This window comes from Leifsonia sp. 2MCAF36, from assembly GCF_052115525.1.
Lineage (GTDB): Bacteria > Actinomycetota > Actinomycetes > Actinomycetales > Microbacteriaceae > Leifsonia.
This window is the reverse complement of sequence record NZ_JBFRGV010000012.1, coordinates 1-23372: the sequence shown is the minus strand read 5'-3', so window position 1 is coordinate 23372 and position 23372 is coordinate 1. Positions and strand designations below refer to the sequence as shown.

General features: G+C 68.5%; 21 protein-coding genes. 16 read left to right on the top strand and 5 right to left on the bottom strand.

The window, feature by feature from the left end; translation table 11 throughout:
- Nucleotides 1-158: 158 nt before the first annotated feature.
- Nucleotides 159-383 (top strand): hypothetical protein, encoded by a 225-nt coding sequence (locus AB4079_RS16635; protein WP_441788434.1) that lies wholly within the window; start codon nucleotides 159-161, stop codon nucleotides 381-383.
- 48 nt (nucleotides 384-431) lie between these two features.
- On the opposite strand, the gene AB4079_RS16630 is transcribed toward AB4079_RS16635, so the two are convergent.
- Entirely contained in the window at nucleotides 432-1571 is a 1140-nt protein-coding gene (locus AB4079_RS16630; protein ID WP_441788433.1) for a mannose-1-phosphate guanylyltransferase, read from the bottom strand.
- A 75-nt stretch (nucleotides 1572-1646) separates the two neighbouring features.
- Here AB4079_RS16630 and AB4079_RS16625 point away from each other — a divergent pair, with 75 nt between their 5' ends.
- From AB4079_RS16625 to AB4079_RS16575, 11 genes are all read left to right on the top strand, one after another.
- Nucleotides 1647-2816 (top strand): glycosyltransferase family 4 protein, encoded by a 1170-nt coding sequence (locus AB4079_RS16625; protein ID WP_441788432.1) that lies wholly within the window; start codon nucleotides 1647-1649, stop codon nucleotides 2814-2816.
- Nucleotides 2817-2881: 65 nt separating this feature from the next.
- Nucleotides 2882-4015, top strand: coding sequence for a magnesium and cobalt transport protein CorA (locus AB4079_RS16620; RefSeq protein ID WP_441788431.1), 1134 nt, complete (start codon nucleotides 2882-2884; stop codon nucleotides 4013-4015).
- Nucleotides 4016-4195: 180 nt separating this feature from the next.
- Nucleotides 4196-5278, top strand: a complete 1083-nt coding sequence (locus tag AB4079_RS16615) for a BMP family lipoprotein (protein ID WP_441788430.1) — start codon at nucleotides 4196-4198, stop codon at nucleotides 5276-5278.
- A gap of 192 nt (nucleotides 5279-5470) precedes the next feature.
- A complete protein-coding gene (locus AB4079_RS16610; RefSeq protein ID WP_441788429.1) occupies nucleotides 5471-6991 on the top strand; it encodes an ABC transporter ATP-binding protein in 1521 nt (506 codons plus the stop codon).
- Nucleotides 6988-8289: an ABC transporter permease gene (locus tag AB4079_RS16605; RefSeq protein WP_441788428.1), complete on the top strand. Its 1302-nt coding sequence runs from the start codon at nucleotides 6988-6990 to the stop codon at nucleotides 8287-8289. The genes AB4079_RS16610 and AB4079_RS16605 overlap by 4 nt, the downstream gene beginning before the upstream one ends.
- On the top strand, nucleotides 8286-9578 hold the full coding sequence (locus tag AB4079_RS16600; protein WP_441788427.1) for an ABC transporter permease: 1293 nt from the start codon (nucleotides 8286-8288) through the stop codon (nucleotides 9576-9578). The genes AB4079_RS16605 and AB4079_RS16600 overlap by 4 nt, the downstream gene beginning before the upstream one ends.
- Complete coding sequence (locus tag AB4079_RS16595; RefSeq protein WP_441788426.1) at nucleotides 9575-10003, top strand: cytidine deaminase; 429 nt, start codon at nucleotides 9575-9577, stop codon at nucleotides 10001-10003. The genes AB4079_RS16600 and AB4079_RS16595 overlap by 4 nt, the downstream gene beginning before the upstream one ends.
- A gap of 15 nt (nucleotides 10004-10018) precedes the next feature.
- Nucleotides 10019-11326, top strand: coding sequence for a thymidine phosphorylase (locus AB4079_RS16590; RefSeq protein WP_441788425.1), 1308 nt, complete (start codon nucleotides 10019-10021; stop codon nucleotides 11324-11326).
- A 10-nt stretch (nucleotides 11327-11336) separates the two neighbouring features.
- A complete protein-coding gene (locus AB4079_RS16585; protein ID WP_441788424.1) occupies nucleotides 11337-12455 on the top strand; it encodes an adenosine deaminase in 1119 nt (372 codons plus the stop codon).
- A 24-nt stretch (nucleotides 12456-12479) separates the two neighbouring features.
- Nucleotides 12480-12941: a PTS sugar transporter subunit IIA gene (locus AB4079_RS16580; protein WP_441788423.1), complete on the top strand. Its 462-nt coding sequence runs from the start codon at nucleotides 12480-12482 to the stop codon at nucleotides 12939-12941.
- A gap of 13 nt (nucleotides 12942-12954) precedes the next feature.
- Nucleotides 12955-13227 carry a PTS sugar transporter subunit IIB gene (locus tag AB4079_RS16575; protein WP_441788422.1) on the top strand — a complete coding sequence of 91 codons (273 nt, stop codon included), beginning with the start codon at nucleotides 12955-12957 and terminating at the stop codon, nucleotides 13225-13227.
- Between the two features lie 10 nt (nucleotides 13228-13237).
- Here the strand turns inward: AB4079_RS16575 and AB4079_RS16570 are convergent, their stop codons facing one another.
- Both AB4079_RS16570 and AB4079_RS16565 read right to left on the bottom strand, forming a co-directional pair.
- Nucleotides 13238-14416, bottom strand: a complete 1179-nt coding sequence (locus AB4079_RS16570; RefSeq protein WP_441788421.1) for a Fic family protein — start codon at nucleotides 14414-14416, stop codon at nucleotides 13238-13240.
- Nucleotides 14417-14487: 71 nt separating this feature from the next.
- Nucleotides 14488-14790, bottom strand: coding sequence for an ArsR/SmtB family transcription factor (locus AB4079_RS16565; RefSeq protein ID WP_441788420.1), 303 nt, complete (start codon nucleotides 14788-14790; stop codon nucleotides 14488-14490).
- A 49-nt stretch (nucleotides 14791-14839) separates the two neighbouring features.
- On the opposite strand from AB4079_RS16565, the gene AB4079_RS16560 reads away from it, so the two are divergent.
- Entirely contained in the window at nucleotides 14840-16027 is a 1188-nt protein-coding gene (locus AB4079_RS16560; protein ID WP_441788419.1) for an MFS transporter, read from the top strand.
- A gap of 24 nt (nucleotides 16028-16051) precedes the next feature.
- Here AB4079_RS16560 and AB4079_RS16555 read toward each other — a convergent pair whose 3' ends face one another.
- Nucleotides 16052-17755: a phospho-sugar mutase gene (locus AB4079_RS16555; RefSeq protein WP_441788418.1), complete on the bottom strand. Its 1704-nt coding sequence runs from the start codon at nucleotides 17753-17755 to the stop codon at nucleotides 16052-16054.
- A complete protein-coding gene (locus AB4079_RS16550) occupies nucleotides 17752-18585 on the bottom strand; it encodes a purine-nucleoside phosphorylase (RefSeq protein WP_441788417.1) in 834 nt (277 codons plus the stop codon). The genes AB4079_RS16555 and AB4079_RS16550 overlap by 4 nt, the downstream gene beginning before the upstream one ends.
- 85 nt (nucleotides 18586-18670) lie before the next feature.
- On the opposite strand from AB4079_RS16550, the gene AB4079_RS16545 reads away from it, so the two are divergent.
- The 3 genes from AB4079_RS16545 (at nucleotide 18671) to AB4079_RS16535 (ending at nucleotide 23257) form a co-directional block, all read left to right on the top strand.
- Entirely contained in the window at nucleotides 18671-20107 is a 1437-nt protein-coding gene (locus tag AB4079_RS16545) for an NAD(P)H-quinone dehydrogenase (protein ID WP_441788416.1), read from the top strand.
- 16 nt (nucleotides 20108-20123) lie between these two features.
- Nucleotides 20124-21992 (top strand): cation:proton antiporter, encoded by a 1869-nt coding sequence (locus tag AB4079_RS16540; protein WP_441788415.1) that lies wholly within the window; start codon nucleotides 20124-20126, stop codon nucleotides 21990-21992.
- 917 nt (nucleotides 21993-22909) lie between these two features.
- A complete protein-coding gene (locus AB4079_RS16535) occupies nucleotides 22910-23257 on the top strand; it encodes a hypothetical protein (RefSeq protein WP_441788414.1) in 348 nt (115 codons plus the stop codon).
- Nucleotides 23258-23372: the final 115 nt, after the last annotated feature.

Here is a 23372-nt window from a genome sequence, read left to right as displayed (position 1 = left end):
CAACCCTCCTGGTTGCAGATCGCTTCATCGAACGCGCTGAGCGCAGCGTCAGTCTATGCCGCGTGCGGGGGTCACGCCTCTTAGGGTGACCTTGGTTATCTCGACGTCGAGATAACTCGCCCTCGACGCTGGAGGGGCCGCGGCGTACGGTCCAGGCCATGACACAGGACGAACCGATCATGCACGGGAGCACCGAGGCGACCGACGATGCGAAGATCGCAGGCATCGTGGAGCAGGTGCGGAGCGACATGCAGGGCGGCCGCGCCCACGACACGGAGCTTTTGCTGAGGCAGCGGTTCGGCGAGACCGGTCTGCAGGTCTCCGAGGAGGAGATCGCACGGCTGGTGGCCGACATCCGCGACGACCCGTCGGTCGCCGACTGACCTCTACAGCACGACGCTTTACAGCACGACGCTTTACCGCACGACGCTTTACAGCACGTCGGTGGACCCGGTGAGCTTGAGCGCATCCACCACCGACTTCACGCGCTGCGCGTTCTCGCTCGTGGTGACCAGCAGGGCGTCGGGAGTGTCGACGACGACGATGTCTTTGACCCCGATCAGGCTGATCACCCGGTTGCTCTGGCTGACCACGATGCCGCTGGACGAGTCGGAGAGCACGCGGGCGTTCTCGCCGAGGATCGCGAGGTCCGACTTGCGGCCCCCTGAGTTGAGCTTGGCCAGCGAGGCGAAGTCGCCAACGTCGTCCCAGTCGAAGTACCCGGGGATGACGGCGAGGCGACCGGCCGCGGCGGCCGGCTCCGCGACGGTGTAGTCGATCGCGATGCGCTCGAGTCCCGGCCAGATGCGGTCAACCGCCGGCCCGCGCGTCGCCGGGTCGTCCCACGCCTCGGCGAGCTCCTGCAGCCCCTCCAGGAGTCGGGGCCGGTTGCGCCCGATCTCCTCCAGCAGGCGGTCGGCGCGCGCGATGAACATGCTCGCGTTCCAGAGGTACGAGCCGTTCTCGACGTAGCCCTCGGCCGTCTCCAGGTCCGGCTTCTCTTTGAACGAGTCGACGGCCAGCGCGCTGGGGGCGCCAGCGATCTCCAGTCGGTCGCCGAAGTGGATGTAGCCGAAGCCGACCGCAGGCTCGGTCGGACGGATGCCGATGGTGGTGATGTACCCAGCTTCGGCCGCTGCTGCGGCCTCCCGGACCGCCAGCTGGAAGAGCGGCAGATTGTTGATGACATGGTCGGCGGCGAACGAGCCGATGATGACCCCCGGCTCGCGCCGCTCCAGGATGGCGGCGGCCAGACCGATCGCCGCGGTGGAGTCGCGCGGCTCCGACTCGAGCACGACGTTCGGGTCGGCGAGTGCAGGGAGCTGCCCCTCGACCGCTGCGCGGTGCGCGCGCCCGGTGACGACCATGATGCGCTGCTCGCCGGAGAGCGGGATCAGCCGGTCCCAGGTGTCGCGGAGGAGCGTCTGGCCGGAACCGGTGAGGTCGTGCAGGAATTTCGGTGCGTCCGCGCGCGACAGCGGCCACAGCCGGGACCCGATGCCCCCGGCCGGGATCACGCTGTAGAAGCGCTCGATCGGCGGGCCCTGGGTGGTGATCCTGCGACGCGTCATGCCGAAAGGATACCGAGCGCTGCCGGACACCCGCCGTTCACGGTTGCGACATCGCGCGCTCCTAGCGTTGCGGACATGCGAGTCGCGGTGGTCAGCGAGAGCTTCCTTCCCACGGTCAACGGGGTCACCACGAGCGTGCTCCGGGTGCTCGATCACCTGGCGAAGCAGGGGCACGAAGCGATCGTGATCTGCCCGGAGGCCGGGGCGCCCGCCGAGTACGCCGGGTTCCGCATCCACCAGGTGCCGTCATTCGCGTACCGTCAGTTCCCCGTGGGGCTGCCGAGCCCTCAGGTGCAGCGCATCCTCGCCGGATTCGGTCCGGATGTGCTGCACGCGGCCTCTCCCTTCTTCCTCGGCGCGCAGGCGATCGCCGCCGCGAACCGCCTCGGCGTCCCGTCGATCGCCATCTACCAGACGGACGTGGCAGGCTACGCCCGCCGCAACGGCCTGGGGGTCACCTCCGCCATCGCCTGGAAATACGTCCGCTGGGTGCACGACGGCGCCGACCTGACGCTGGCGCCGTCCGCGGCCAGCGAGTACGACCTCCGCTCCGCCGGTGTCTCCCGCGTGGAGCGCTGGGGCCGGGGAGTCGACCTCGAGCGCTACCACCCCAATAAGAAGAGGACACCGGCCGCGGCGGCCCTGCGCGAACGACTTTCTCCGGACGGTGAGACCGTGGTCGGCTACGTAGGCCGGATCGCCCCGGAGAAGCAGGTCGAACGGCTGAGCTCGCTGCGCGGGATCTCCGGGCTGTCGGTCGCGATCGTCGGAGACGGTCCATCGCGGGATGCGGTGGCGCGCGAGCTGCGCGGCGTCAACGTGCACTGGCTGGGCCGCCTGGGCGGGGAGGACCTGGCGGCCGCGTACGCTGCGTTCGACCTGTTCGTACATACCGGGTCGGAGGAGACCTTCGGCCAGACGGTCCAGGAGGCGCACGCCTCCGGCCTGCCCGTCATCGCGCCGCGCGCCGGCGGACCCATCGACCTCGTCGAGCACGGCGTCGACGGGCTGCTGTTCCCGCCGTCGGACGACCGCTCCCTTCGCGCCGCGGTCGCCATGCTGGTCCGTGACGGCGCACTCAGGCGCCGGATGGGGGAGGCCGGCCGCCGCGCCGTCCTCGGCCGCAGCTGGGATGTCGTCTGCGGTGAGCTGACCGGCCACTACGAGCGCGTCATCCTGAACGTCATCGCAGACGTGGCCGCGTCCGGCGTCCAGCGTCCGGAGGGATCGCGAGCGTACAGTTAGGTGGCCCCGGCGCGGGCCGCCCTGCTGTTCGCAGACTTCCGTCCTCTGCACCCTGGAGGTGACCGATGGCCAACCTGAACCGACGCGGCATTCCCATGCCCTTCGTCACGCGCACCCGCCGGGTCGAGCCTCCGTCCACCGCCGACGTGCAGCAGCCCGCCGAGCCGACGACCGGCCGGCGCAGCATGGTCGACAGCGCCATCTACGCGGGTGGAGTGCGAGTGTCGTCGCCAGCGACGCTCGCCGACACGTACGCCGCGCTCGACCGGACACCCGGCGGCGTCGCCTGGATCGGTCTGTACCGGCCGACCGAGCAGGAACTGATGTCGCTCGCGGAGGAGTTCAGCCTCCACCCGCTGGCGATCGAAGATGCCATCGTCGCCCACCAGCGCCCGAAGCTGGAGCGCTACGACACCGTGCTGTTCGTCGTGCTCAAGGCCGCGAACTACCTGGACGTGCCGGAGGAGGTCGACTTCGGCGAACTGCACCTCTTCGTCGGGCCGAACTTCGTGATCACGGTGCGCCACAGCGAGTCGCCCGACTTGTCGCACGTGCGGCAGCGGATGGAGGGGGAGCCGGAGCTGCTCGCCCTCGGCCCGCAGGCCATCCTGTACGCGATCATCGATGCGGTCGTGGATGCATACAGCCCGGTCGTCGCCGGTCTCGCCAACGACATCGACGAGATCGAGACCCAGGTGTTCGGCGGGGATGCGCTGGTCTCCCGGCGTATCTACGAGCTGTCGCGCGAGGTGATCGACTTCCAGCGGGCGACGCATCCGCTCTCCGCCGTGATGCTGGCGCTGGAGCGCGGGTCGGCCAAGTACGGCGTGACCCAGGAGCTGGAGCGCCGCCTGCGCGACGTCGCCGACCACCTCACCCAGGTGAATGAGCGGGTGGATGCGTTCCGCTACCTGCTGCGCGACATCCTGACGGTGAACTCGACGCTGGTGTCCGAACGGCAGAACGAGGAGATGACCCGCCTGGCGCACTCCAGCCATCGGCAGGGTGAAGAGGTCAAGAAGATCTCGTCGTGGGCGGCCATCCTGTTCGCACCGACGCTGATCGCCGGTATCTACGGGATGAACTTCACGCACATGCCGGAGTTGGAGTGGCCGCTGGGCTATCCGCTCGCCGTGCTGGCGATGGTCGGTTTGAGCGGACTGCTCTACGGCATCTTCAAGCGACGCGGCTGGCTCTGAGCAGCCCCTCCCGAATGGGTGACAGCGTGCGCGAATGAGCGCGTGCCAATCGTGTGAGCGTTTGTAACGCTTGCATGAAGAAGCCGCATTTTCGGACGGAGCCGTTCGTCACATTCGGTAACGTGAACCGCATACAGCCCGCGACCACCCACGCGGACTACGCATCTTGGAGGAACAACCTTGTCAATCACAGCCCGTAAGGCCGGCCTGCTCGGCCTGGCGGCGGTCGGCGTCATGTCGCTGCTCGCCGCGTGCTCAGCTGCTCCGTCGGACAGCTCGTCCAGCGGTGCCGCCAAGACCAACTTCACCCCCTGCATGGTCTCCGACTCCGGTGGATTCGATGACCACTCGTTCAACCAGCTCGGCTACGAGGGCCTGCAGCAGGCCGCGAAGTCGCTGAACGTCAAGTACAAGTCGGCGGAGTCGAAGAGCGAGAACGACTTCGCTCCGAACATCGACAGCATGGTCAACGCGAACTGCAACCTCGTCGTCACGGTCGGCTTCCTTCTCAAGGACGCGACGGAGAAGGCCGCGAAGGCGAACCCGGACATCAACTTCGCGATCATCGACGACAACGAGATCCAGGCGAAGAACGTCAAGCCGATCATCTTCGACACCGCTCAGGCGGCGTTCCTGGCCGGCTATTCGGCGGCGAGCTACTCGAAGACCGGCATCGTCGGCACCTTCGGCGGAATGCAGATCCCGACCGTCACCATCTTCATGGATGGCTTCGCGGACGGCGTGAAGTACTTCAACGACCAGAAGGGCAAGTCGGTCAAGGTCGTCGGCTGGGATGTCGACAAGCAGAACGGCTCCTTCACCGGTGGCTTCGACGCCAACGAGACCGCGAAGAACACGGCTCAGGGCATCATCGACCAGAACGCCGACGTGATCATGCCCGTTGGTGGCCCGATCTACCAGTCGGCCGCGCAGGCGATCAAGGACTCCGGCAAGCCGATCGCGATGATCGGTGTCGACGCCGACGTCTTCCTCTCCGACCCGACCGTGAAGGACCTGCTCCTCACCTCGGTGATGAAGGGCATGAAGCCGGCCACGAACGACGTCGTCACCCAGGCGGCCAACGGCAAGTTCGACAGCACCCCGTACGTGGGCACGCTGAAGAACGAGGGCGTCGGCCTTGCTCCGTTCCACAACTTCGAGTCGAAGGTGGACTCGGGCCTAAAGGGCGAGCTCGACAAGATCAAGGCCGGCATCATCGACGGCTCGATCAAGGTCACGTCGCCCTCGTCGCCCAAGCAGTAACAGCGACGAGAACGCGTCGACAGGGAGGTCAGCCACGGCTGGCCTCCCTGTTGCGTTTCGCACTTGTCGCCAGTGCTCATCTGCGCGCACACTGACATATGCGCAGGAAGGTAGGGTGAATATGCGCGTCGAGGCCACCAGCCATTCCGCGTGTGTGCTCCCCCCGGGCGAGTAGAGAAGGAACCCACCCGAATGAAGCTCGAGCTCCGCGGCATCACCAAACGGTTCGGTGCCCTAGTCGCGAACGACCACATCGACCTCACGGTCGAACCCGGCGAAATCCACTGTCTGCTCGGCGAGAACGGTGCAGGCAAGTCCACCCTGATGAACGTGCTCTACGGCTTCTACCAGGCCGACGAGGGCGAGATCCTGCTCGACGATGCCGTCCAGCACTTCGCCGGCCCGGGCGACGCCATGAAGGCCGGCATCGGGATGGTGCACCAGCATTTCATGCTCATCCCCGTGTTCACGGTGGCCGAGAACGTGATGCTCGGCCACGAGCAGACGAAGTTCGGCGGTCGTCTGGACCTCAACGCGGCCCGCGCACGGGTGCGCGAGATCTCGGCCAGGTTCGGTTTCGACGTCGACCCGGACGCACTGGTCGAAGACCTGCCCGTCGGCGTGCAGCAGCGCGTTGAGATCATCAAGGCCCTGTCGCAGAACGCGAAGGTCCTGGTCTTCGACGAGCCGACCGCTGTGCTCACCCCGCAGGAGACAGACGAGCTGATGGGCATCATGCGCCAGCTCAAGGAGCAGGGCACGGCGATCATCTTCATCACCCACAAGCTGCGCGAGGTGCGCGAGGTCGCCGACCGCATCACGGTGATCCGTCTCGGCAAGGTCATCGGAGAGGCCGAGCCGACCGCCACCAACGTAGAGCTGGCGTCCATGATGGTCGGCCGGGCCGTCTCGTTGACGGTCGACAAGAAGCCATCGGTGCCCGGCGCCGCCGCTCTGGTGGTGCAGAATCTCTCGGTCATCGACCCCATCGGCCAACTCGTCGTCAACAACGTCAGCTTCGAGGTGCGCGCGGGCGAGATCCTCGCCATCGCGGGGGTTCAGGGCAACGGCCAGACCGAGCTGACGGAGGCGATCATCGGCCTCCAGCCGCGCGTCCAGGGCGAGATCCTCCTCGACGGCGTGCCGATCCAGGGTCACAGCGTCCGCAAGGTGCTCGACGCCGGTGTCGGGTTCGTGCCGGAGGACCGCAATGAGGACGGCCTGGTCGGGGAGTTCAGCATCCAGGAGAACCTGATGCTCGACCGATCGACGGGAGACCCGTTCGTCAAGGGCGGCAACATCCAGTTCTCCTACCTCAAAGACTTCGCCGACGAGAAGGTGCGCGAATTCGACGTCCGCACCCAGTCCATCGACACCAAGGTGGGTCGGCTCTCGGGCGGCAACGCGCAGAAGGTCGTGCTCGCCCGCGAGCTGAGCAGGGAGCTCCGGCTGTTCGTGGCCGCGCAGCCGACCCGCGGACTCGACGTCGGCTCGATCGAATTCGTCCACAAGCGCATCGTCGAGACGCGTGACTCGGGCGTGCCCGTCATCGTCGTCTCCACGGAGCTCGACGAGGTGGCCGCTCTGGCCGACCGCATCGCGGTGATGTACCGCGGCGGGATCGTAGGAATCGTGCCGGGGAACACGTCTCGCGACGTCCTCGGCCTCATGATGGCCGGCGAATCGCCGGAGCAGGCAGGAGCAGCAGCATGACCGGGACCCCAACGGCCGGCCAGCCCGCGGCGCCGGCCCAGCCCGTGGAGCCGGGAAGACCGGCACCGGCCCCTGGCCACGACGAGGAGCCCTCGCGCTGGAACCAGGTGGTCCGCGACATCATGAGCGGCCCGGTGATCATCTCGATCCTTGCCGTCGTGCTGGCGCTGATCGTCGGGGCCGTGCTCATCGCCCTGACCGACCCGCAGGTTCAGCACGCGGCCGGCTACTTCTTCGCCCGGCCGGGGGACACCTTCTCGGCGATCTGGAACTCGGTCTCCAACGCCTACGTCTCGATGTTCCAGGGTGCGATCTACAACTTCCGCCGTCCGACCTTCTCCGCGGGCATCCGTCCGCTGACCGAGACGCTCAACTTCGCCACTCCGCTGATCGTCAGCGGCCTCGGCGTCGCGCTGGCCTTCCGGGTCGGGCTGTTCAACATCGGTGGCCAGGGGCAGATCCTCATCGCGGCGGCCGCTGCCGCCTGGGTCGGGTTCTCCTTCAACCTCCCGCCCGTCGTCCACCTGGTGCTCGCCGTCGTCGCCGGCATCGTCGGCGGCGCGATCTGGGCCGGCATCGTCGGCCTGCTGAAGGCGCGGACCGGTGCGCACGAGGTGATCGTGACGATCATGCTCAACTACATCGCCTTCTACCTGATCTCCTACCTGCTGCGCACCAAGGGGCTGCTCCAGGCGCCGGGGTCGAACAACCCGAAGGCGCCGGCCGTGCACCCGAACGCCGTGTTCCCGCCGCTGTTCGGCGACCAGTACAACCTCACCTGGGCCTTCGTCGTCGTCATTGCCGCGACCGTCTTCGTCTGGTGGCTGATCGACAGGTCCAGCCTCGGCTTCCGCTTCCGCGCGGTGGGCGAGAACCCGAACGCCGCGCGGGTCGCCGGCATCAACGTCAAGAACATCTACGTCTCTGCGATGCTCATCGCTGGTGGGCTCGTCGGCATCGCCGGCGCGAGCCAGGCGCTCGGCGTCTTCCCCCAGGGCATCAGCTCGGGAGTGGATGCGGGCATCGGCTTCGACGCGATCACCGTCGCCCTGCTCGGCCGTTCCCGGCCGTGGGGCGTGTTCATCGCGGGTCTGCTGTTCGGAGCGCTCAAGGCCGGCGGCTACACGATCCAGGCGGCCAACGACATCCCGATCGACATCGTCCTCATCCTGCAGTCGCTCATCGTCCTGTTCGTCGCCGCGCCCCCGCTGGTGCGGGCGATCTTCCGCCTGCCGACACCCGGGAGCGCTCCCCGGAGACAGGGTCCCATCGTCACGAAGGAGGTGGAGGCCAAGTGACCACCACCGCCCCCGTCGTTCCCGACTCCTCCCCGATCGTCCTCGAGAAGGCGGAGATCCGCTCCTGGAAGGCCCCGATCGCTTTCGGTGTCTTCGTCGTGATCAGCGTCATCCTGTTCTTCGGGTTCGCTCGCCACGGGCAGAGCAGCTTCCGGTTCTCCGAGACATCGGATGCGATCAAGCTCCCCGCCCTGACGGTCGACACGTTCCTGACCACCACGGTGGTGATCATCCTGCTGCTGGGGCTGACGCTCTGGAGCGCCTACCTGTCGTACCGTGCGCAGAAGACGCCCATCTGGGTCGTCATCGTCTTCTCGCTCCTCTTCATGTTCGCCTTCCTGGCCTGGGCCGACTCGGGGAGTCCGTACCCGGTCCCGGTCACCGGTCTGCTGCTCGGTACGGTGTCCCTCGCCGTTCCGCTCGTGTTCGGTGCTCTCGGCGGAGTGGTTTCGGAGCGTGGCGGTGTCGTGAACGTCGCGATCGAGGGCCAGCTCCTCGCCGGCGCCTTCGTCTCCGCGATGACGGCCACGCTCACCGGAAGCTGGGTCGTGGGCCTCATCGCCGCGATGATCGCGGGCGTGCTGGTCTCCTTTCTCCTCGCGGCTTTCGGGATCAAGTACCTCGTCGACCAGGTGATCGTCGGCGTGGTGCTGAACGTGCTGGTCATCGGTCTCACGAGCTTCCTGTACTCGAAGGTCCTGGCGGGCAACCCGCAGCTTCTCAACCACCCGTCGCGCCTGCCGAACTGGCCCATCCCCCTGCTCAGTGACATCCCCGTGCTCGGGAAGGTGCTGTTCGACCAGTCGATCATCGAGTACCTGATGTACATCGCGGTCTTCCTGGTCTGGTTCGGACTCTTCAAGACCCGGTGGGGCCTGCGTCTCCGTTCGGTCGGAGAGCACCCGGAGGCGGCGGACACCGTCGGCATCAACGTCAACAGCACGCGCTTCTGGAACGTGTCCCTCGCTGGCGCGATCGCCGGTCTCGGTGGCGCGTACTTCACGCTGGGATCGGTCGGAGCGTTCTCCAAAGAGATGACAGCCGGTCAGGGCTTCATCGCCCTCGCCGCCGTGATCTTCGGACGCTGGGACCCCATTCGCGCGACCCTCGCCGCACTGCTGTTCGGCTTCGCGTCGAACCTGCAGAACGTGCTGAGCATCATCGGCTCGCCCGTCCCGAGCGAGTTCATGCTGATGCTGCCCTACGTGGTGACGATCTTCGCGGTCGCCGGACTGGTCGGCCTCTCGCGCGCGCCCGCCGCCGACGGAAAGCCGTACATCAAGTCATGAGTGCAGTAGCCGATTCCATCGACTGGGACGCTTTGCGTGCCGCCGCCAACGAGGCGATGTCGCACGCGTACGCTCCGTACTCGAACTTCCCGGTGGGTGCTGCCGCGCTGGTCGACGACGGCCGTATCGTCAGCGGTTGCAATGTCGAGAACGCCAGCTACGGCGTCACGCTGTGCGCCGAATGCGGCCTGGTCTCCTCCCTCGCGATGACGGGCGGTGGCCGCCTGGTCGCGTTCACCTGCGTCGACGGCGACGGCGCCACGCTGATGCCGTGCGGGCGCTGCCGCCAACTGCTGTACGAGCACTCGGCCGAGGGGATGCTGCTGGAGACGGTCTCCGGAATCCGCACCATCGACCAGGTGCTGCCCGACGCGTTCGGGCCCCGCCAGCTCGCCGCCTTCGCGGCCGAGCACCAGAACGACTGAACAGGAAGCACCTTCGTGACCGACCTTGCAGGAGCGGTCGAGGCGTTCGACGCCGTCGACCTGATCAGGACCAAGCGCGACCGCGGTGAGCTGAGCACCGCCGAGATCGACTGGCTGGTGGACGCATACACCCGCGGCTATGTCGGCGACGAGCAGATGTCGGCGATGACCATGGCGATCTTCCTGAACGGCATGACGCGGCGCGAGATCAAGGACCTCACGCTCGCGATGATCGCGTCCGGCGAGCGGATGGACTTCTCCGGCCTCGGCAAGCCGACCGCCGACAAGCACTCCACCGGTGGTGTCGGCGACAAGATCACCCTCCCGCTGATGCCTCTGGTCGCGACGTTCGGTGTCGCGGTCCCGCAGCTCTCCGGCCGCGGGCTCGGCCACACCGGTGGCACGCTGGACAAGCTGGAGAGCATCCCGGGCTGGCGCGCGAACCTCAGCAACGAGGAGATGTTCGCCCAGCTGCAGAACGAGGGCGGCGTCATCTGCGCCGCCGGCTCGGGCCTCGCTCCCGCCGACGGCAAGCTGTACGCCCTGCGCGACATCACCGGCACGGTGGAGGCGATCCCGCTGATCGCGTCGTCGATCATGTCGAAGAAGATCGCGGAGGGCACCAGCGCACTCGTGCTCGACGTGAAGTTCGGATCGGGCGCCTTCCTCAAGGACATCGAGCTCTCACGCGAGCTGGCGCGCACCATGGTGGAGCTCGGCCGGGATGCGGGGGTCGCGACCTCCGCCCTGCTCACCGACATGAACGTCCCGCTCGGCCTCGCCATCGGAAACGCCAACGAGGTGCGTGAGTCGGTGGAGGTCCTCGCCGGCGGCGGGCCCGCCGACATCGTCGAGCTGACGGTGGCTCTCGCACGCGAGATGCTCACCCTGGCCGGACGGCCGGACGAGGACGTCGAGGCGGCCCTGAAGGACGGCCGCGCGATGGACAAGTGGCGCGAGGTGATCCGCGCCCAGGGCGGAGACCCCGACGCGGCGCTCCCCGTCGCGAAGGAGACCCACGTCGTCGTCGCGGATCGCGATGGCATCCTCGTCGAACAGCAGGCTCTGCCGTTCGGGATCGCCGCCTGGCGCCTCGGCGCGGGCCGCGCCCGCAAGCAGGACCCCGTGCAGCACGCGGCGGGGATCGACCTGCATGCGAAGCCGGGCGACGAGGTCCGCGCGGGCCAGCCGCTGTTCACTCTCTCCGCCGATGAGCCCGCACGCTTCGAGCGCGCCCTGGAGGCGCTGGAGGGCTCGTATCGCATCGCCGAGCCCGGGACGGCGTTCGAGCGCGGCCCGTTGATCGCCGACCGCATCGCCTAGGGTTGAACTCATGAGTCAAGCCTGGAACGAGTACGCACTTGCCGACGGAACCGAGATCCGTTCGCTTCCGAAGGTCTCCCTGCACGACCACCTGGACGGCGGCCTCCGCCCCGCCACCGTGCTGGAGCTCGGTGCTGAGATCGGACTCGAGCTTCCCGCGCAGGATGCGACGGAGCTGGGCAGCTGGTTCGCCGCGAAGTCCAACTCGGGGTCCCTGGTCGAGTACCTGAAGACGTTCGACCTGACCACGGCCGTCATGCAGACGCGCGAGGGCCTCCGCCGCGTCGCACGTGAGTTCGTACAGGACCTCGGTGACGACGGCGTCGTCTACGGAGAGGTCCGCTGGGCTCCCGAGCAGCACCTGACCAAGGGGCTCACTCTCGACGAGACGGTCGAGGCCGTGCAGGAGGGCATCGAGGAGGGCATGCAGGATGTGCGCGCCGCCGGAGGCGCCATCCGGGTCGGCCAGTTGGTGAGCGCGATGCGTCACACCGACCGGGGGCTGGAGATCGCCGAGCTCGCGGTGCGGCACCGTGACCGCGGCGTGGTCGGGTTCGACATCGCCGGTCCGGAGGCGGGATTCCCGGCGTCGAACCACCGCGCGGCGTTCGACTACCTGGCCGCCGAATTCTTCCCGGCCACCGTCCACGCGGGCGAAGCGGACGGGCTGGACAGCATCCGCGGCGCACTGCTCGACGGCCGCGCTCTGCGCCTGGGGCACGGTGTCCGCCTGGCTGAAGACATCACCGTCGAGCGCCAGGACGACGAGAACACCTACGTCACCCTCGGCACCCTGTCCCAGTGGGTGAAGGACCGCGAGATCGCGCTGGAGACCAGCCCGACCTCCAACCTGCAGACCGGAGCCATCGCTGCGTGGGGGGACGACATCCTCGACCACCCGTTCGACCTGCTCTACCAGCTGGGCTTCCGGGTCACCGTGAACACGGACAACCGGCTGATGAGCGGAACGACGCTCACGCGCGAGCTGAGCATCCTGGCCGACGCCTTCGCGTACGACCGGACCGACCTCGAGATCTTCCAGTTGAACGCCGCGGCCGGCGCGTTCCTGCCGCTGGAAGAGCGTGAGGAACTGGCCGAGATCATCACAGCAGGTTTCGAGGGTTCGTAACGCCCCGGGCGTTACTCTGAAGACATGTCCCTCCCACCGCTCCCGGATTCCGCCATCACCGTCGGCGCCCACGCCGACGACTGGCGTCGGGCGGTCGAGTTGGCGGGGGAGGCGTTGGCCCGTTCGGGTGCGACGGAGCAGGGTTACGCGCAGCGCATGATCCAGGTCATCGAGGAGTTCGGCGCCTACATCGTGATCGCGCCGGGTCTGGCGCTGGCCCACGCGCGTCCCGGCCCTGACGTGAACTCGGACGGCCTGTCGGTGGTCACGCTCGACGAGCCGGTCGTGTTCGGCCACCCGCACAACGACCCGGTGTCGGTGGTGCTGGGTCTCGCGGTCTCCACGCCGGAGGCGCACGTGACGAGCGTTGCCGAGCTTGCGAACGTCTTCAACGACCCGGAGGCCATCCCTGCCCTGGCGGCGGCGACCAGCATCGCCGATGTGCACCGCATCCTCACCCTCGCCGAGGAAGAGCCGGCGCGGTGACGGGACGGCTCCGATGAAGATCGTCGCCATCTGCGGCGTGGGTGTCGGCACGTCCGGGATCCTCAAGGTGAACGCCGAGCGGGTGCTCGACAGGCTCGGGATCGACGCCGACGTCACGGCGTCCGACGCTGCGCACATCGACGAGGCAGCCGCCGACGCTCAGGTGGTCCTGACCTCACCGGAGCTGGTCGACCGGATCGGCCGCACCAACGCCGACGTGATCGTCGTGCACAACTACTTCGACCTCGAAGAGCTCGAACGCAAGCTCGACGAGGCCCTCGGCTGACGACTGTCGCTCACGGCCTCTGGCGGCGTCCGGTGCGCTCTGCGAAAGCGGTCAGGGCGTCGAGGACGTCGTTGTTGATCCACGTCCGGTTCCGCCGCGCAGAAGTGCCGAGTGAGAGAATTCCCCTCTCCACGAGGGTGTCGAAACCGTTCGTCACGGCCGGGCGGCTCGCTCCGGTCAGCTGCGCCGCTGTCACCGCGTTGAGGACCGGGTACTCGATCGACAGCTCTACCAGGGCCCGCGCGACGGAGTCGGAGCGCACCCCAGCGAGTCGGTCGCTCCATTGGTCGCGAGCGCTCGCGATATCCCGTGCCAGCTCATCCGCATTGACCACCGCTTTTAGCGCCGCATCAGAGAAGACGCTGACGATCGGCTCGTGCTCGCCGCGACGGTAGGCGGTGAGCGCGTCGAAATAGCGTTCGAGGTCGGTCAGCAGGCCGGCCGAAACGGGGACGGCCAGATGGCGAAGCACACCCCCTCGGCGAAGCATCGCATGCGCCAGGGCACGCCCCGTACGTCCATTTCCATCGGGGAACGGATGAATCGTCTCGAACTGTGCGTGCGCGATCGCGACCTGAGGCAGAACGGGCAGATCGACGCGTCGCGCGAACGCGAGCAGGTCGTCCATCGCTGAGTGCACCCGGTCGTGGTGCGGAGGTACGAAAGCTGCTGCCTGGGGGAGGCGGCCGCCGATCCACACTTGTTCCTCGCGGTACTGGCCCGTCATATGCGCAGCGGAGTCGCTGAGGAGCGCTTCGTGCATGGCGATGATGGAGGCGTTGTCGATATCGTCGGCCAGCGCGAGGGCCGCCTCCATCGCTCGCACATTGCTGACGATCAGCCCGGCGTTGCCGTCCGACCGTTCCCCGATGGCGGCTTCGGCGATCGCCCGTGACCCAGCAGTGAGGTTCTCGATCTGTGAGCTGGATGCGGATTCGGTTCGGAGGAGAACTGCAGAGAACGGCGCGACGAAAGCAGCACGTTCGGTGTCGAAGCGCACCAGCTCCCGCGTCGCGTCGTCCGCCTCGGAGAGCACATCGCCCGACAAGGGGAACGACGCCGTCGCGATGGACGCGGGGATAGCGGCGTCGTAAGGTTCGCGACGGAGAAGTTGCATCCGACGGGAGGAATACTCGCCTCCCGCCGCTGGAGGCAGAGACCGGCGTTCGTACGTCAGTGCGTCCGGCATCCTTACACCTCCTCGAGCCTTATGAAAGGTTACGCCGGTAACCTTTCATAAGGCAAGCGCGTGTGAAGGACTCAGTCGCGCAGGAGCGCCTCGATCAGGCCGGGGAAGCGCGCGTCGAGTTCGTCGCGGCGCAGCTGGATCTCGTGGGTGCGGCCGGACACGATGGTGCGGGTGACCCCGGCCTCTCGCAGAGTCTTGAAGTGGTGGGCCATCGTCGACTTCTGGATGTCGACCCCCCACTCGGTCATCGCCTTGGGATGCGGTCGGCCGTCGGCGAGAGCGCGGATGATCTGCAGACGGATGGGGTCGCCGGCGGCGCGCAGCACGTCGACGAGGTTTACGTCCGCGATGTCCGGCGTGGGGTAGTCAGTCATACTCACCAAATGTTTGACAACCATCGAACGATCGTCGTACCGTAACGGTATGACGTTCGTCGAACAATCGTACCGCAGGACTCTTCCCGCGCTTCTCGTTCTGGCGCTCGCGCTCTTCGTCGTTGGCACCAACGCCTTCGTGATCGCCGGACTGCTGCCGCGCGTGGCGGCAGGGATCGGCGCCACCGCGACTCAGGTGAGCTGGTCCATCACCAGCTACTCGCTCGTCGTGGCCGTTGCGGCGCCCGCCGTGTCGATCCTGCTTCCGCGCGTGCCGAGGGCCACGCTCATGGCCGTCGGCCTCGCTGTCTTCGCTATGGGCACCGCCGCCTCGGCCCTCGCTCCGAATCTGACCGTGTTCATCGCGGGGCGTACCTTCTCCGGTCTCGGCGGCGCTGCGCTCGTGCCGACCGCGACAGCGGCAGCGGCATCCCTCGCTCGCCCCCAAAAGCGCGGTCAGGCGCTAGCGATCGTCGGTGCGGGATTCACCCTCGCGACCGCGGTCGGCTCTCCGCTGGGTACAGCGATCGGGGACGCCGCCGGTTGGCGGGTCGCCCTCTGGTGCATCGTCGGGATCGCCGCGGTGCTCGTGGTCGCCATTCCGCTGGTGGTGCGAGGGGTGCCCGTGCCGGCAGCCGTCTCGCTGCGGCGCCGACTCGCTCCCCTCGGCGATCTGCGTATCGTAGCCCCGCTCGGCACGACGCTCCTGATGATCGCCGGGTTCAATATCGTTTACATCTTCTCGGCGGCCGTGACCCACGCCTCCACCGGCGGGTCGGGTGCGCTGCTCGCCATCCTCCTGCTCGCGTACGGAGTGGCCGGGATCGCGGGAAACGCGGTCGCCGGTCCGCTCACCGACCGCTTCGGCAGCCGGCCGGTGGCCGTGATCGCGCTCGCCGGTCAGGCTCTGACACTCTTCGTGCTGGCCTTCGCCGAGGCGTCGTTCGCCGCGACGATCATCGTGTTCGCGCTGTGGGGCGTCGCAGCGTTCGCCATCGCCATCCCGGTGCAGCACCGGCTCGTCCACGTGGAGCCCGGAAACGCGGCGCTCGCGCTGTCCTGGTACTCGACCGCCATGTATGTCGGGATCGCGATCGCGCCGCCGATCGGCACCCTCGCGCTTGCCGCGGGCGGCGCGGTGGCAGTGCCTTTGGCCGGGGCCGCCGTCACCGTCGCGGCGCTCGCGGTGTTCCTGCTGGGATACGTCGCACGGTCGCCGCGTACGGTGACGGCCTGAGCCGCACCGCCTGAGACGCAGCGATCAGGCGGTCAGCAGCCGCATGGCCTCGCCGAGGGCTGCGACGCGCGCCGTGGCCGTCGCTTGCCGCTCCGCGATGGTGCCCTCTTCGCTGGAGGCGTCGAGGTAGATCTTGAGCTTCGGTTCGGTGCCGCTGGGGCGGACCATGACACGGGATCCGTCCTCCAGGAGTATGCGCAGCACATCGCTCGGCGGCAGCCCGCCGAAACCGTCGATCAGGTCGTCGATCTGTGCGACGCGCACATCGCCCAGGTGGCTCGGCGGCGTCGCCCGCAGCGCGGACATGATCTCGCCGATCCGTGACACGTCGGTCACCCGGAGCGAGATCTGGTCGCTGGCGAAGAACCCGAAACGCTCGGCGAAGGCGTCCAGCCGCTGGGCCACCGTGATGCCGTTCGCCGCCAGATCGTTCGCCAGGTCGAGGAAGGCGACCGCGGCAGAGATTCCGTCTTTGTCGCGAACCGTCTCCGGGTTGACCAGGTAGCCGAGGGCCTCCTCGTAGCCGTAGACGAGGCCGGGGGCGCGTGACACCCACTTGAAACCGGTGAGCGTGTCCGCGAAGTCCATCCGGTACGCGCGCGCCACGGCCGCAAGGGCCGGGGAGGAGACGATGGAGCACGCCAACGTGCCCAGGTCGCCTCGTTCGCCGGCGCGGGCGACGGCCAGCTCGGCGGCGCGCCAGCCGAGCAGTGCGCCGACCTCGTTACCGGAGAGGCGACGGTAGCCGTCGGGGGCCGACGGATCGGGGATGGCGACTGCCAGACGGTCGGCGTCGGGGTCATTCGCGATCACCAGGTCGGTGCCGGCCTCCCGTGCGGTCGCGAAGGCGAGGTCCATCGCGCCCGGCTCCTCCGGGTTCGGGAAGCTGACGGTCGGGAACGCCGGGTCCGGGTCGATCTGCCGGGACACCGGGGTGGGGGAGGCGAACCCGGCACGCGAGAAGACCTCGCGTGCGGTGCGCCAGCCGACACCGTGCATGGCGGTGTACGCGAAGGACACCGCGTCGCGCGGGGCGTCGGTGGCCGCGACAGCGACCGTGGCGTCGACGTACGCCCGTTCGATGTCGTCGGAGGCCACCTCGTAGCGGTCCGAGCGGGGCAGGTCCGCCACACTGCCCTGGGCGACGTCGAGGATGTGGGCGGCGATCTCGGCGTCGACCGGCGAGACGATCTGGGAGCCGTGGTTCTCCCCGCCCAGATACACCTTGTAGCCGTTGTCGTTGGGCGGATTGTGGCTGGCGGTGACCATGACGCCCGCGCTCGCATCCAGGTGACGGACGGCGAAGGCGAGCACAGGGGTGGGCAGCAGGTGGGGCAGCAGGACGGCGCGGATGCCCGCGCCGGCCATCAGCTCGGCGGTATCGCGCGCGAAGACGTCCGAGTTCTTGCGACCGTCGTAGCCCACGACGACGGACGGCGTGCCACCCTCGGCGTGCTCCACGAGCCAACGGGCGAAACCCGCGGCGGCCTGGGCCACCAGCACGCGGTTCATGCGGTTCGGCCCCGCGGCGATGGCTCCGCGCAGACCGGCCGTCCCGAAGGCGAGGCGTTCGTCGAATCGGGAGTGCAGGTCGGCAACAGCGTCAGCCGAACCCGCCTCGGCGGCCACGATCAGCGCATCCAACTCGTCGCGGGTCTCCGGGTCCGGGTCCTGCGCCAGCCAGGCGCGGGCCTCGGCGAGGAGCTGCGGGGTGTCCTTCACGCTCACAGGGCCTCCACGATCTGGGCCAGGAGGGCGCTGATCACCGGCTCGGCCTCGCGCCCGGCGTCGATGACCTCCTGATGGCTGAGCGGAGTCTTCTGGATGCCGGCGGCGAGGTTGGTGATGAGCGACATGCCGAGGATCTCCATGCCGGCCTGGCGGGCGGCGATCGCCTCCAGCGCGGTCGACATCCCGACGATGTGGCCACCGATCGCTTTCGCCATCTGCACTTCGGCGGGCGTCTCGTAGTGCGGGCCGCGGAACTGCGTGTAGACGCCCTCGTCGAGCGACGGCTCGATGGTGCGGGCGAGATCGCGCAGTCGCCGAGAGTACAGGTCGGTCAGGTCGATGAAGGTGGCGCCCTCGAGCGGGGAGTCTGCGGTCAGGTTGATGTGATCGCTGATCAGGACGGGCGTGCCGGGCTTCCAGTGGTCCTTGATGCCGCCGGCGCCGTTGGTGAGGACCATCGTGGTCGCCCCGGCAGCTGCGGCGGTGCGGACGCTGTGGACGACGCGGCGCACCCCGTGGTTCTCGTAGTAGTGCGTCCGTGCGCCGATCACCAGCGCGTGCTTGCCGTTCGGCAGGCGCACCGAACGCAGCGTGCCCACGTGGCCCTCGAGCGCGGGCTTGCTGAAACCGATGATCTCCGTGGCGGGCACGGTCGCGACCGTCTCGCCGATCAGGTCGGCCGCGCGGCCCCAGCCGCTGCCCAGCGTGAGCGCGATGTCGTGGCGCTCCACGCCGGACTTCTCGGCCAGCTGTGCGGCGGCTTCGCGAGCCACCTCGAACGGGTCGGCTGCAGGGTCGTCGAGCGGGTTCGTGAGAGATTCCGACATGAGGCAACTCTACTGAGCCGCCGGCTTTGGTCAGGGCGGAGGCCGGATGCGCATCGGTGCACCCCCATACGGAAGAATGAGGGCCATGGCGTATGAATTCGAGCGCAAGCAGCGCATCGCGGTGCTCGGCGGCGGTCCCGGCGGTTACGAGGCGGCACTCGCGGGTGCCCAGTTGGGCGCCGAGGTGACCATCGTGGAGCGCTCCGGCGTGGGCGGCTCCGCCGTCATCACCGACGTGGTCCCCTCCAAGAGCCTCATCGCGACGGCCGAGGCGACCAACTCGATCGGTGAGGCCACCGACCTGGGTGTGCAGTTCTTCCACCGGGGTGAGACGGGCAAGCCGGTGCGTCCGGAGATCGCGGTCAACCTCGCGGCCGTGAACAAGCGGCTCATGGGGCTCGCCCGGCAGCAGTCGGAAGACATGCGAGCGGAGCTCGTGCGTTCGGGCGTCAGGATCGTCACCGGCGAGGGCCGGCTCGACGGTGCCGGCGCGGTCATCGTCTCCACGGCGAAGGGCGACACGGGCACCGACTTCGACCGGGTGGAGGCGGACACCATCGTGGTCGCCGTCGGCGCCAGCCCCCGCATCCTGCCCTCCGCCGTTCCGGACGGGGAGCGCATCCTGACCTGGACGCAGCTGTACGACCTGCAGACCGTTCCCTCGCACCTCATCGTGGTCGGATCCGGTGTCACCGGTGCCGAGTTCGCCTCCGCGTACAACGCGCTCGGGTCGAAGGTGACGCTCATCTCGTCGCGCGACCAGGTCCTGCCGGGTGAAGACGCCGATGCGGCCGCGGTGATCGAGAACGTCTTCCGGCGAAACGGCATGCAGGTGCTGTCGAAGTCCCGTGCCGAGTCGGTCGTCCGCACCGAGGACGGGGTCGTCGCGACCCTGACCGACGGACGCACGATCGAGGGCTCGCACTGCCTCATGGCCGTCGGCTCGGTGCCGAACACCGCCGGGATCGGGCTCGAGGAGGCGGGCGTCCAGCTCACGCCGAACGGCAACATCCGGGTCAACCGGGTGGCGCGCACGTCCATCCCCAACATCTACGCCGCGGGCGACTGCTCCGACTCGCTGCCGCTCGCCTCCGTCGCGTCGATGCAGGGCCGCACGGCGGTCTTCCACGCCATGGGCGACGCCGTGAACCCGATCGAGCTCCGCAACGTCAGCTCGAACATCTTCACCCAGCCCGAGATCGCGACGGTCGGCTGGAGCCAGAAGCAGATCGAAGAGGGCATCGCCCAGGGCGACATCTACAAGCTGCCGCTCAAGTCCAACCCGCGCGCCAAGATGCTCGGCATCCGCGACGGTTTCGTGAAGCTGTTCGCACGCACCGGCTCCGGCACCGTTATCGGCGGGGTGATCGTAGCGCCGCGGGCCTCCGAGCTGATCTTCCCGCTCGCGCTCGCCGTGGAGCAGCGGCTCACCGTCGACCAGGTCGCCCGGGCCTTCACCGTCTACCCCTCGCTGTCGGGGTCGATCACCGACGCTGCCCGCGCCATGCACATCGTGCTCTGACGGAGAGGCCGCAGCGATGGAGATCGGGCTGGTCGTCGGCGTCCTCGCCGTGCTTGCGATCGCAGCCGCGACCACCATCGGACCGAAGTTCGGGGTCGCCTCTCCGCTGATCCTGGTGGTGCTCGGGATCCTGGTCAGCCTTCTGCCCTTCGTCCCGGCGGTCACTCTCCAGCCGGAGTGGATCATCGCGGGCCTCCTGCCGCCTCTGCTCTACTCGGCGTCCGTCTCCATGCCGGCGATGAACTTCCGGCGCGAGTTCGGCGCGATCGGCGGGCTCTCCGTCCTCCTCGTGATCGTCAGCTCGGTGCTGCTCGGCCTGTTCTTCGCGTGGGCGATTCCGGGGCTCGGGCTCGGCTGGGGGATCGCGCTCGGCGCGATCGTGAGCCCGACCGACGCGGTCGCCACCGGCATCGTGAAACGCGCGGGAATCTCGCCGCGGGTCGTCGCGATCCTCGAAGGCGAGAGCCTGCTCAACGATGCGACCGCTCTGGTGCTGCTGCGTGCGGCGATCGCGGCGGCCGCTGCGTCGTTCACCTTCGGGGCCGTGACGCTGACGTTCCTCTACTCGGTCGTCGTGGCCGTCGTCTTCGGACTGCTGATCGGCTGGCTGAACCTGGTTGTCCGGCAGCGGGTGAAGGATGCGACGGTCAACACGGTCATCTCGTTCACGGTGCCGTTCCTCGCGTCCATCCCCGCGGAGGCGCTGGGGGCATCCGGGCTGGTTGCGGCCGTCGTGGCGGGCCTGGTGACCGGCAGCCGGGCGCCGCGCGTGCTGTCGCCGGAGCACCGCCTCTCCGACGCGCAGAACTGGCGCACGGTCGAGCTCATCCTCGAGGGGCTCATCTTCCTCACCATGGGTCTGGAGCTCTTCGGCATCCTGCAGCATGTGCAGAATGACCACGCGGGGGTTCTCCCGGCCATCGGCGTGGCCGCGGGCGCCCTGCTGCTGACCATCCTGGTCCGGGCGGCATTCGTCGCCCCGCTGCTCGCGCTGCTGGCGCGACGGCACCGTCGTGGACAGCGGATGCGACCGCGACTGGAGCAGTTGCAACAGCACCTGTCCGATCCGGAGGCTGTGCAGCGGGGCATTGCGCAGCGCGTGGCACCGCCCGAGGAGCGGGCCCTGACCGCAGGAACCGCCGATGCGGATCCTGAGACCGTCGCTCCTCTGCCCGCGGGTGGCGCTGCCGCTCTCGACGCAGGTGCTTCCGCTTCACCGCTCGCGGATTCCGTCTTCACCCATCCGCGGTCGGGCCGGCCGCGTGGCGTCTCGCCCGAGCGGGCGGAGCGTCGTCGTCGCCGACTACTGCGGCGGGGCATCCCGACCGTCGAGAACCTGACGCGCTTCGGCACGCGCGTTCGCCGGCTGATTGCGGACATCGAGTACTTCACCGGCGCGCCCCTGGGCTGGCGGGAGGGCACGATCGTGGTCTGGGCCGGGATGCGCGGAGCCGTCACCGTGGCGGCGGCGCAGTCGCTGCCCGAGAGCACCCCTGGGCGATCCGTCCTCGTCCTGATCGCGTTCCTGGTCGCCGCCGGATCGTTGCTGCTCCAGGGCGGGACGCTCGGCCTCGTGCTGCGGCTCGTGAAACCCGCGGGCGCCGACCCCGAGTCGGAGAGGGACGAGCGGCGGCGCCTCATGGAGTTGCTCTACGAGGCGGGGAAGACGGTGCCGCTGCCGACCACGACCGAGCGCACTGCAGAGGCGTTCGGCGAGCACAAGGCGGCACGGCTCGCACGGCTGCGTGCCCAGCGGGAAGCCCTGCTCGACGCCCGCGACGACGGCACCTTCAGCGCGGACGTGCTCGCCGGGGCGCTCAGCAACCTCGACGCCGACGAGATCAGCATCGACCTCAAGGGAGACCCGGCCCAGGCGACCGGCTGACCGCTCAGCGGGCCGATCCCCGCGGTGAAGGTCGGAGGATTCCCGGGCGGGTGCAGGCCTGACTCTCCTCCCTTTCCCTCTCGGCGCCGGCGTTTCGTCGCGGAGTTCCTCCCTTTCCGTCCGCTGTCGGAGGTGCTCCGTCTCGTTTCTGGCTGTCCGCGTCGGCACCGGTCGGCCCGGAAGCGGAGGAGTCGCGGGCGTCTCGTGTCGCCCGACTCCTCCGTTTCCCGCCCCAGCTCGGCGTGTCGTCGCGGAGTTCCTCCCTTTCCGGCACAGGCGGGCACGGGCAGATCGGTGTCCACAGGGGCCTTCGTTGCCGAGTTCTCCACAACTTGATCCTTCCCTCCGTGCGGCACTTCTCACCGCCCGAGGATGGATGCATGACCTGGAAACAACAACTCGAGCGCCTCGGTGGTGCGGCATCCTACGGTCAGCTGCGTGCCGCGGGGGCGACGGAAGGTGCGCTCTCGGCTGCCGTCGCGCGGGGAGAAATCCAACGTCCCCGGAACGGCCGGTACGTGTCTGCAGAGGCAACGGGGCCGCTCGTGACCGCTGTCCGGTCGGGCGCGCGGCTCTCGTGCGTCACCGCCGCTCGAAGTTATGGATTGTGGGGCGGGGTGGACGGGCGAACCCACCTCGTCGTCCCTCCGCATTCCGGGCGTTCGGGGCCTCCCGACGTCGGCGTCGTACGGCATTGGCGACCCTGTGAGCGACATTCGGAAGTCTGGCGGGTGTCGCTCGCGGACTGCCTTCGCACGGTGGCGCGTTGTGCCGACACGGAGACCGCTGTCGCTGTGCTCGACACAGCCCTCTCCTCGGGCCAGACCACGCACAGTGGTCTGCGGCGGATCCTCGCGGACGCGCCCCGGCGATCGCGATCGCTGGTTGAGCGCGCTCGACCCGGCTCAGACTCAGGGGTGGAGTCGATTCTCCGGCAGCGGCTCGCCGCTCGCGGCCACATCGTGGAACAGCAGGTCTTCGTGCCCGGAGTCGGGCGGGTGGATGCCCGGGTCGACGGTGTGCTCTTCGTCGAGGTCGACGGGTTCCAGTTTCACGGCGATCAGGCCTCCTTCGAGCGGGACCGCGTGAGAGACACGGAGTTAACGCTGGTGGGTGGACGCCGGCTCCGGTTCTCCGCGCGGCAGATCATCGACGGTCCCGACGTGGCTGTCGCCACGGTCGAAGCGGTCCTTCGTGTGCTGGAAAGGGAGGAAGAACACCGTGCGCCGACGGTGGTTTCAGCTGGTGAGTGCAACACCTTGTAGGTATTCGTCGAGTTTCTCGGCTGGGGTGGCGAAGTTCAAGGTTTTGCGGGGGCGGATGTTGAGCAGGCGTTGGGTTTCGGCGAGGTCGGTGTCGGTGATGGTGTTGAAGTTGGTG

Excerpts from the sequence above, each read along its gene's own strand:
- AB4079_RS16605 (WP_441788428.1), top strand. The coding sequence starts at position 6,988 with ATGACCGGGACCCCAACGGCCGGCCAGCCCGCGGCGCCGGCCCAGCCC.
- AB4079_RS16595 (WP_441788426.1), top strand. The coding sequence starts at position 9,575 with ATGAGTGCAGTAGCCGATTCCATCGACTGGGACGCTTTGCGTGCCGCC.
- AB4079_RS16550 (WP_441788417.1), bottom strand. The coding sequence starts at position 18,585 with ATGTCGGAATCTCTCACGAACCCGCTCGACGACCCTGCAGCCGACCCG.
- AB4079_RS16625 (WP_441788432.1), top strand. The coding sequence starts at position 1,647 with ATGCGAGTCGCGGTGGTCAGCGAGAGCTTCCTTCCCACGGTCAACGGG.
- AB4079_RS16635 (WP_441788434.1), top strand. The coding sequence starts at position 159 with ATGACACAGGACGAACCGATCATGCACGGGAGCACCGAGGCGACCGAC.
- AB4079_RS16630 (WP_441788433.1), bottom strand. The coding sequence starts at position 1,571 with ATGACGCGTCGCAGGATCACCACCCAGGGCCCGCCGATCGAGCGCTTC.
- AB4079_RS16560 (WP_441788419.1), top strand. The coding sequence starts at position 14,840 with ATGACGTTCGTCGAACAATCGTACCGCAGGACTCTTCCCGCGCTTCTC.
- AB4079_RS16580 (WP_441788423.1), top strand. The coding sequence starts at position 12,480 with ATGTCCCTCCCACCGCTCCCGGATTCCGCCATCACCGTCGGCGCCCAC.
- AB4079_RS16565 (WP_441788420.1), bottom strand. The coding sequence starts at position 14,790 with ATGACTGACTACCCCACGCCGGACATCGCGGACGTAAACCTCGTCGAC.
- AB4079_RS16585 (WP_441788424.1), top strand. The coding sequence starts at position 11,337 with ATGAGTCAAGCCTGGAACGAGTACGCACTTGCCGACGGAACCGAGATC.
- AB4079_RS16540 (WP_441788415.1), top strand. The coding sequence starts at position 20,124 with ATGGAGATCGGGCTGGTCGTCGGCGTCCTCGCCGTGCTTGCGATCGCA.
- AB4079_RS16570 (WP_441788421.1), bottom strand. The coding sequence starts at position 14,416 with ATGCCGGACGCACTGACGTACGAACGCCGGTCTCTGCCTCCAGCGGCG.
- AB4079_RS16545 (WP_441788416.1), top strand. The coding sequence starts at position 18,671 with ATGGCGTATGAATTCGAGCGCAAGCAGCGCATCGCGGTGCTCGGCGGC.
- AB4079_RS16620 (WP_441788431.1), top strand. The coding sequence starts at position 2,882 with ATGGCCAACCTGAACCGACGCGGCATTCCCATGCCCTTCGTCACGCGC.
- AB4079_RS16575 (WP_441788422.1), top strand. The coding sequence starts at position 12,955 with ATGAAGATCGTCGCCATCTGCGGCGTGGGTGTCGGCACGTCCGGGATC.
- AB4079_RS16610 (WP_441788429.1), top strand. The coding sequence starts at position 5,471 with ATGAAGCTCGAGCTCCGCGGCATCACCAAACGGTTCGGTGCCCTAGTC.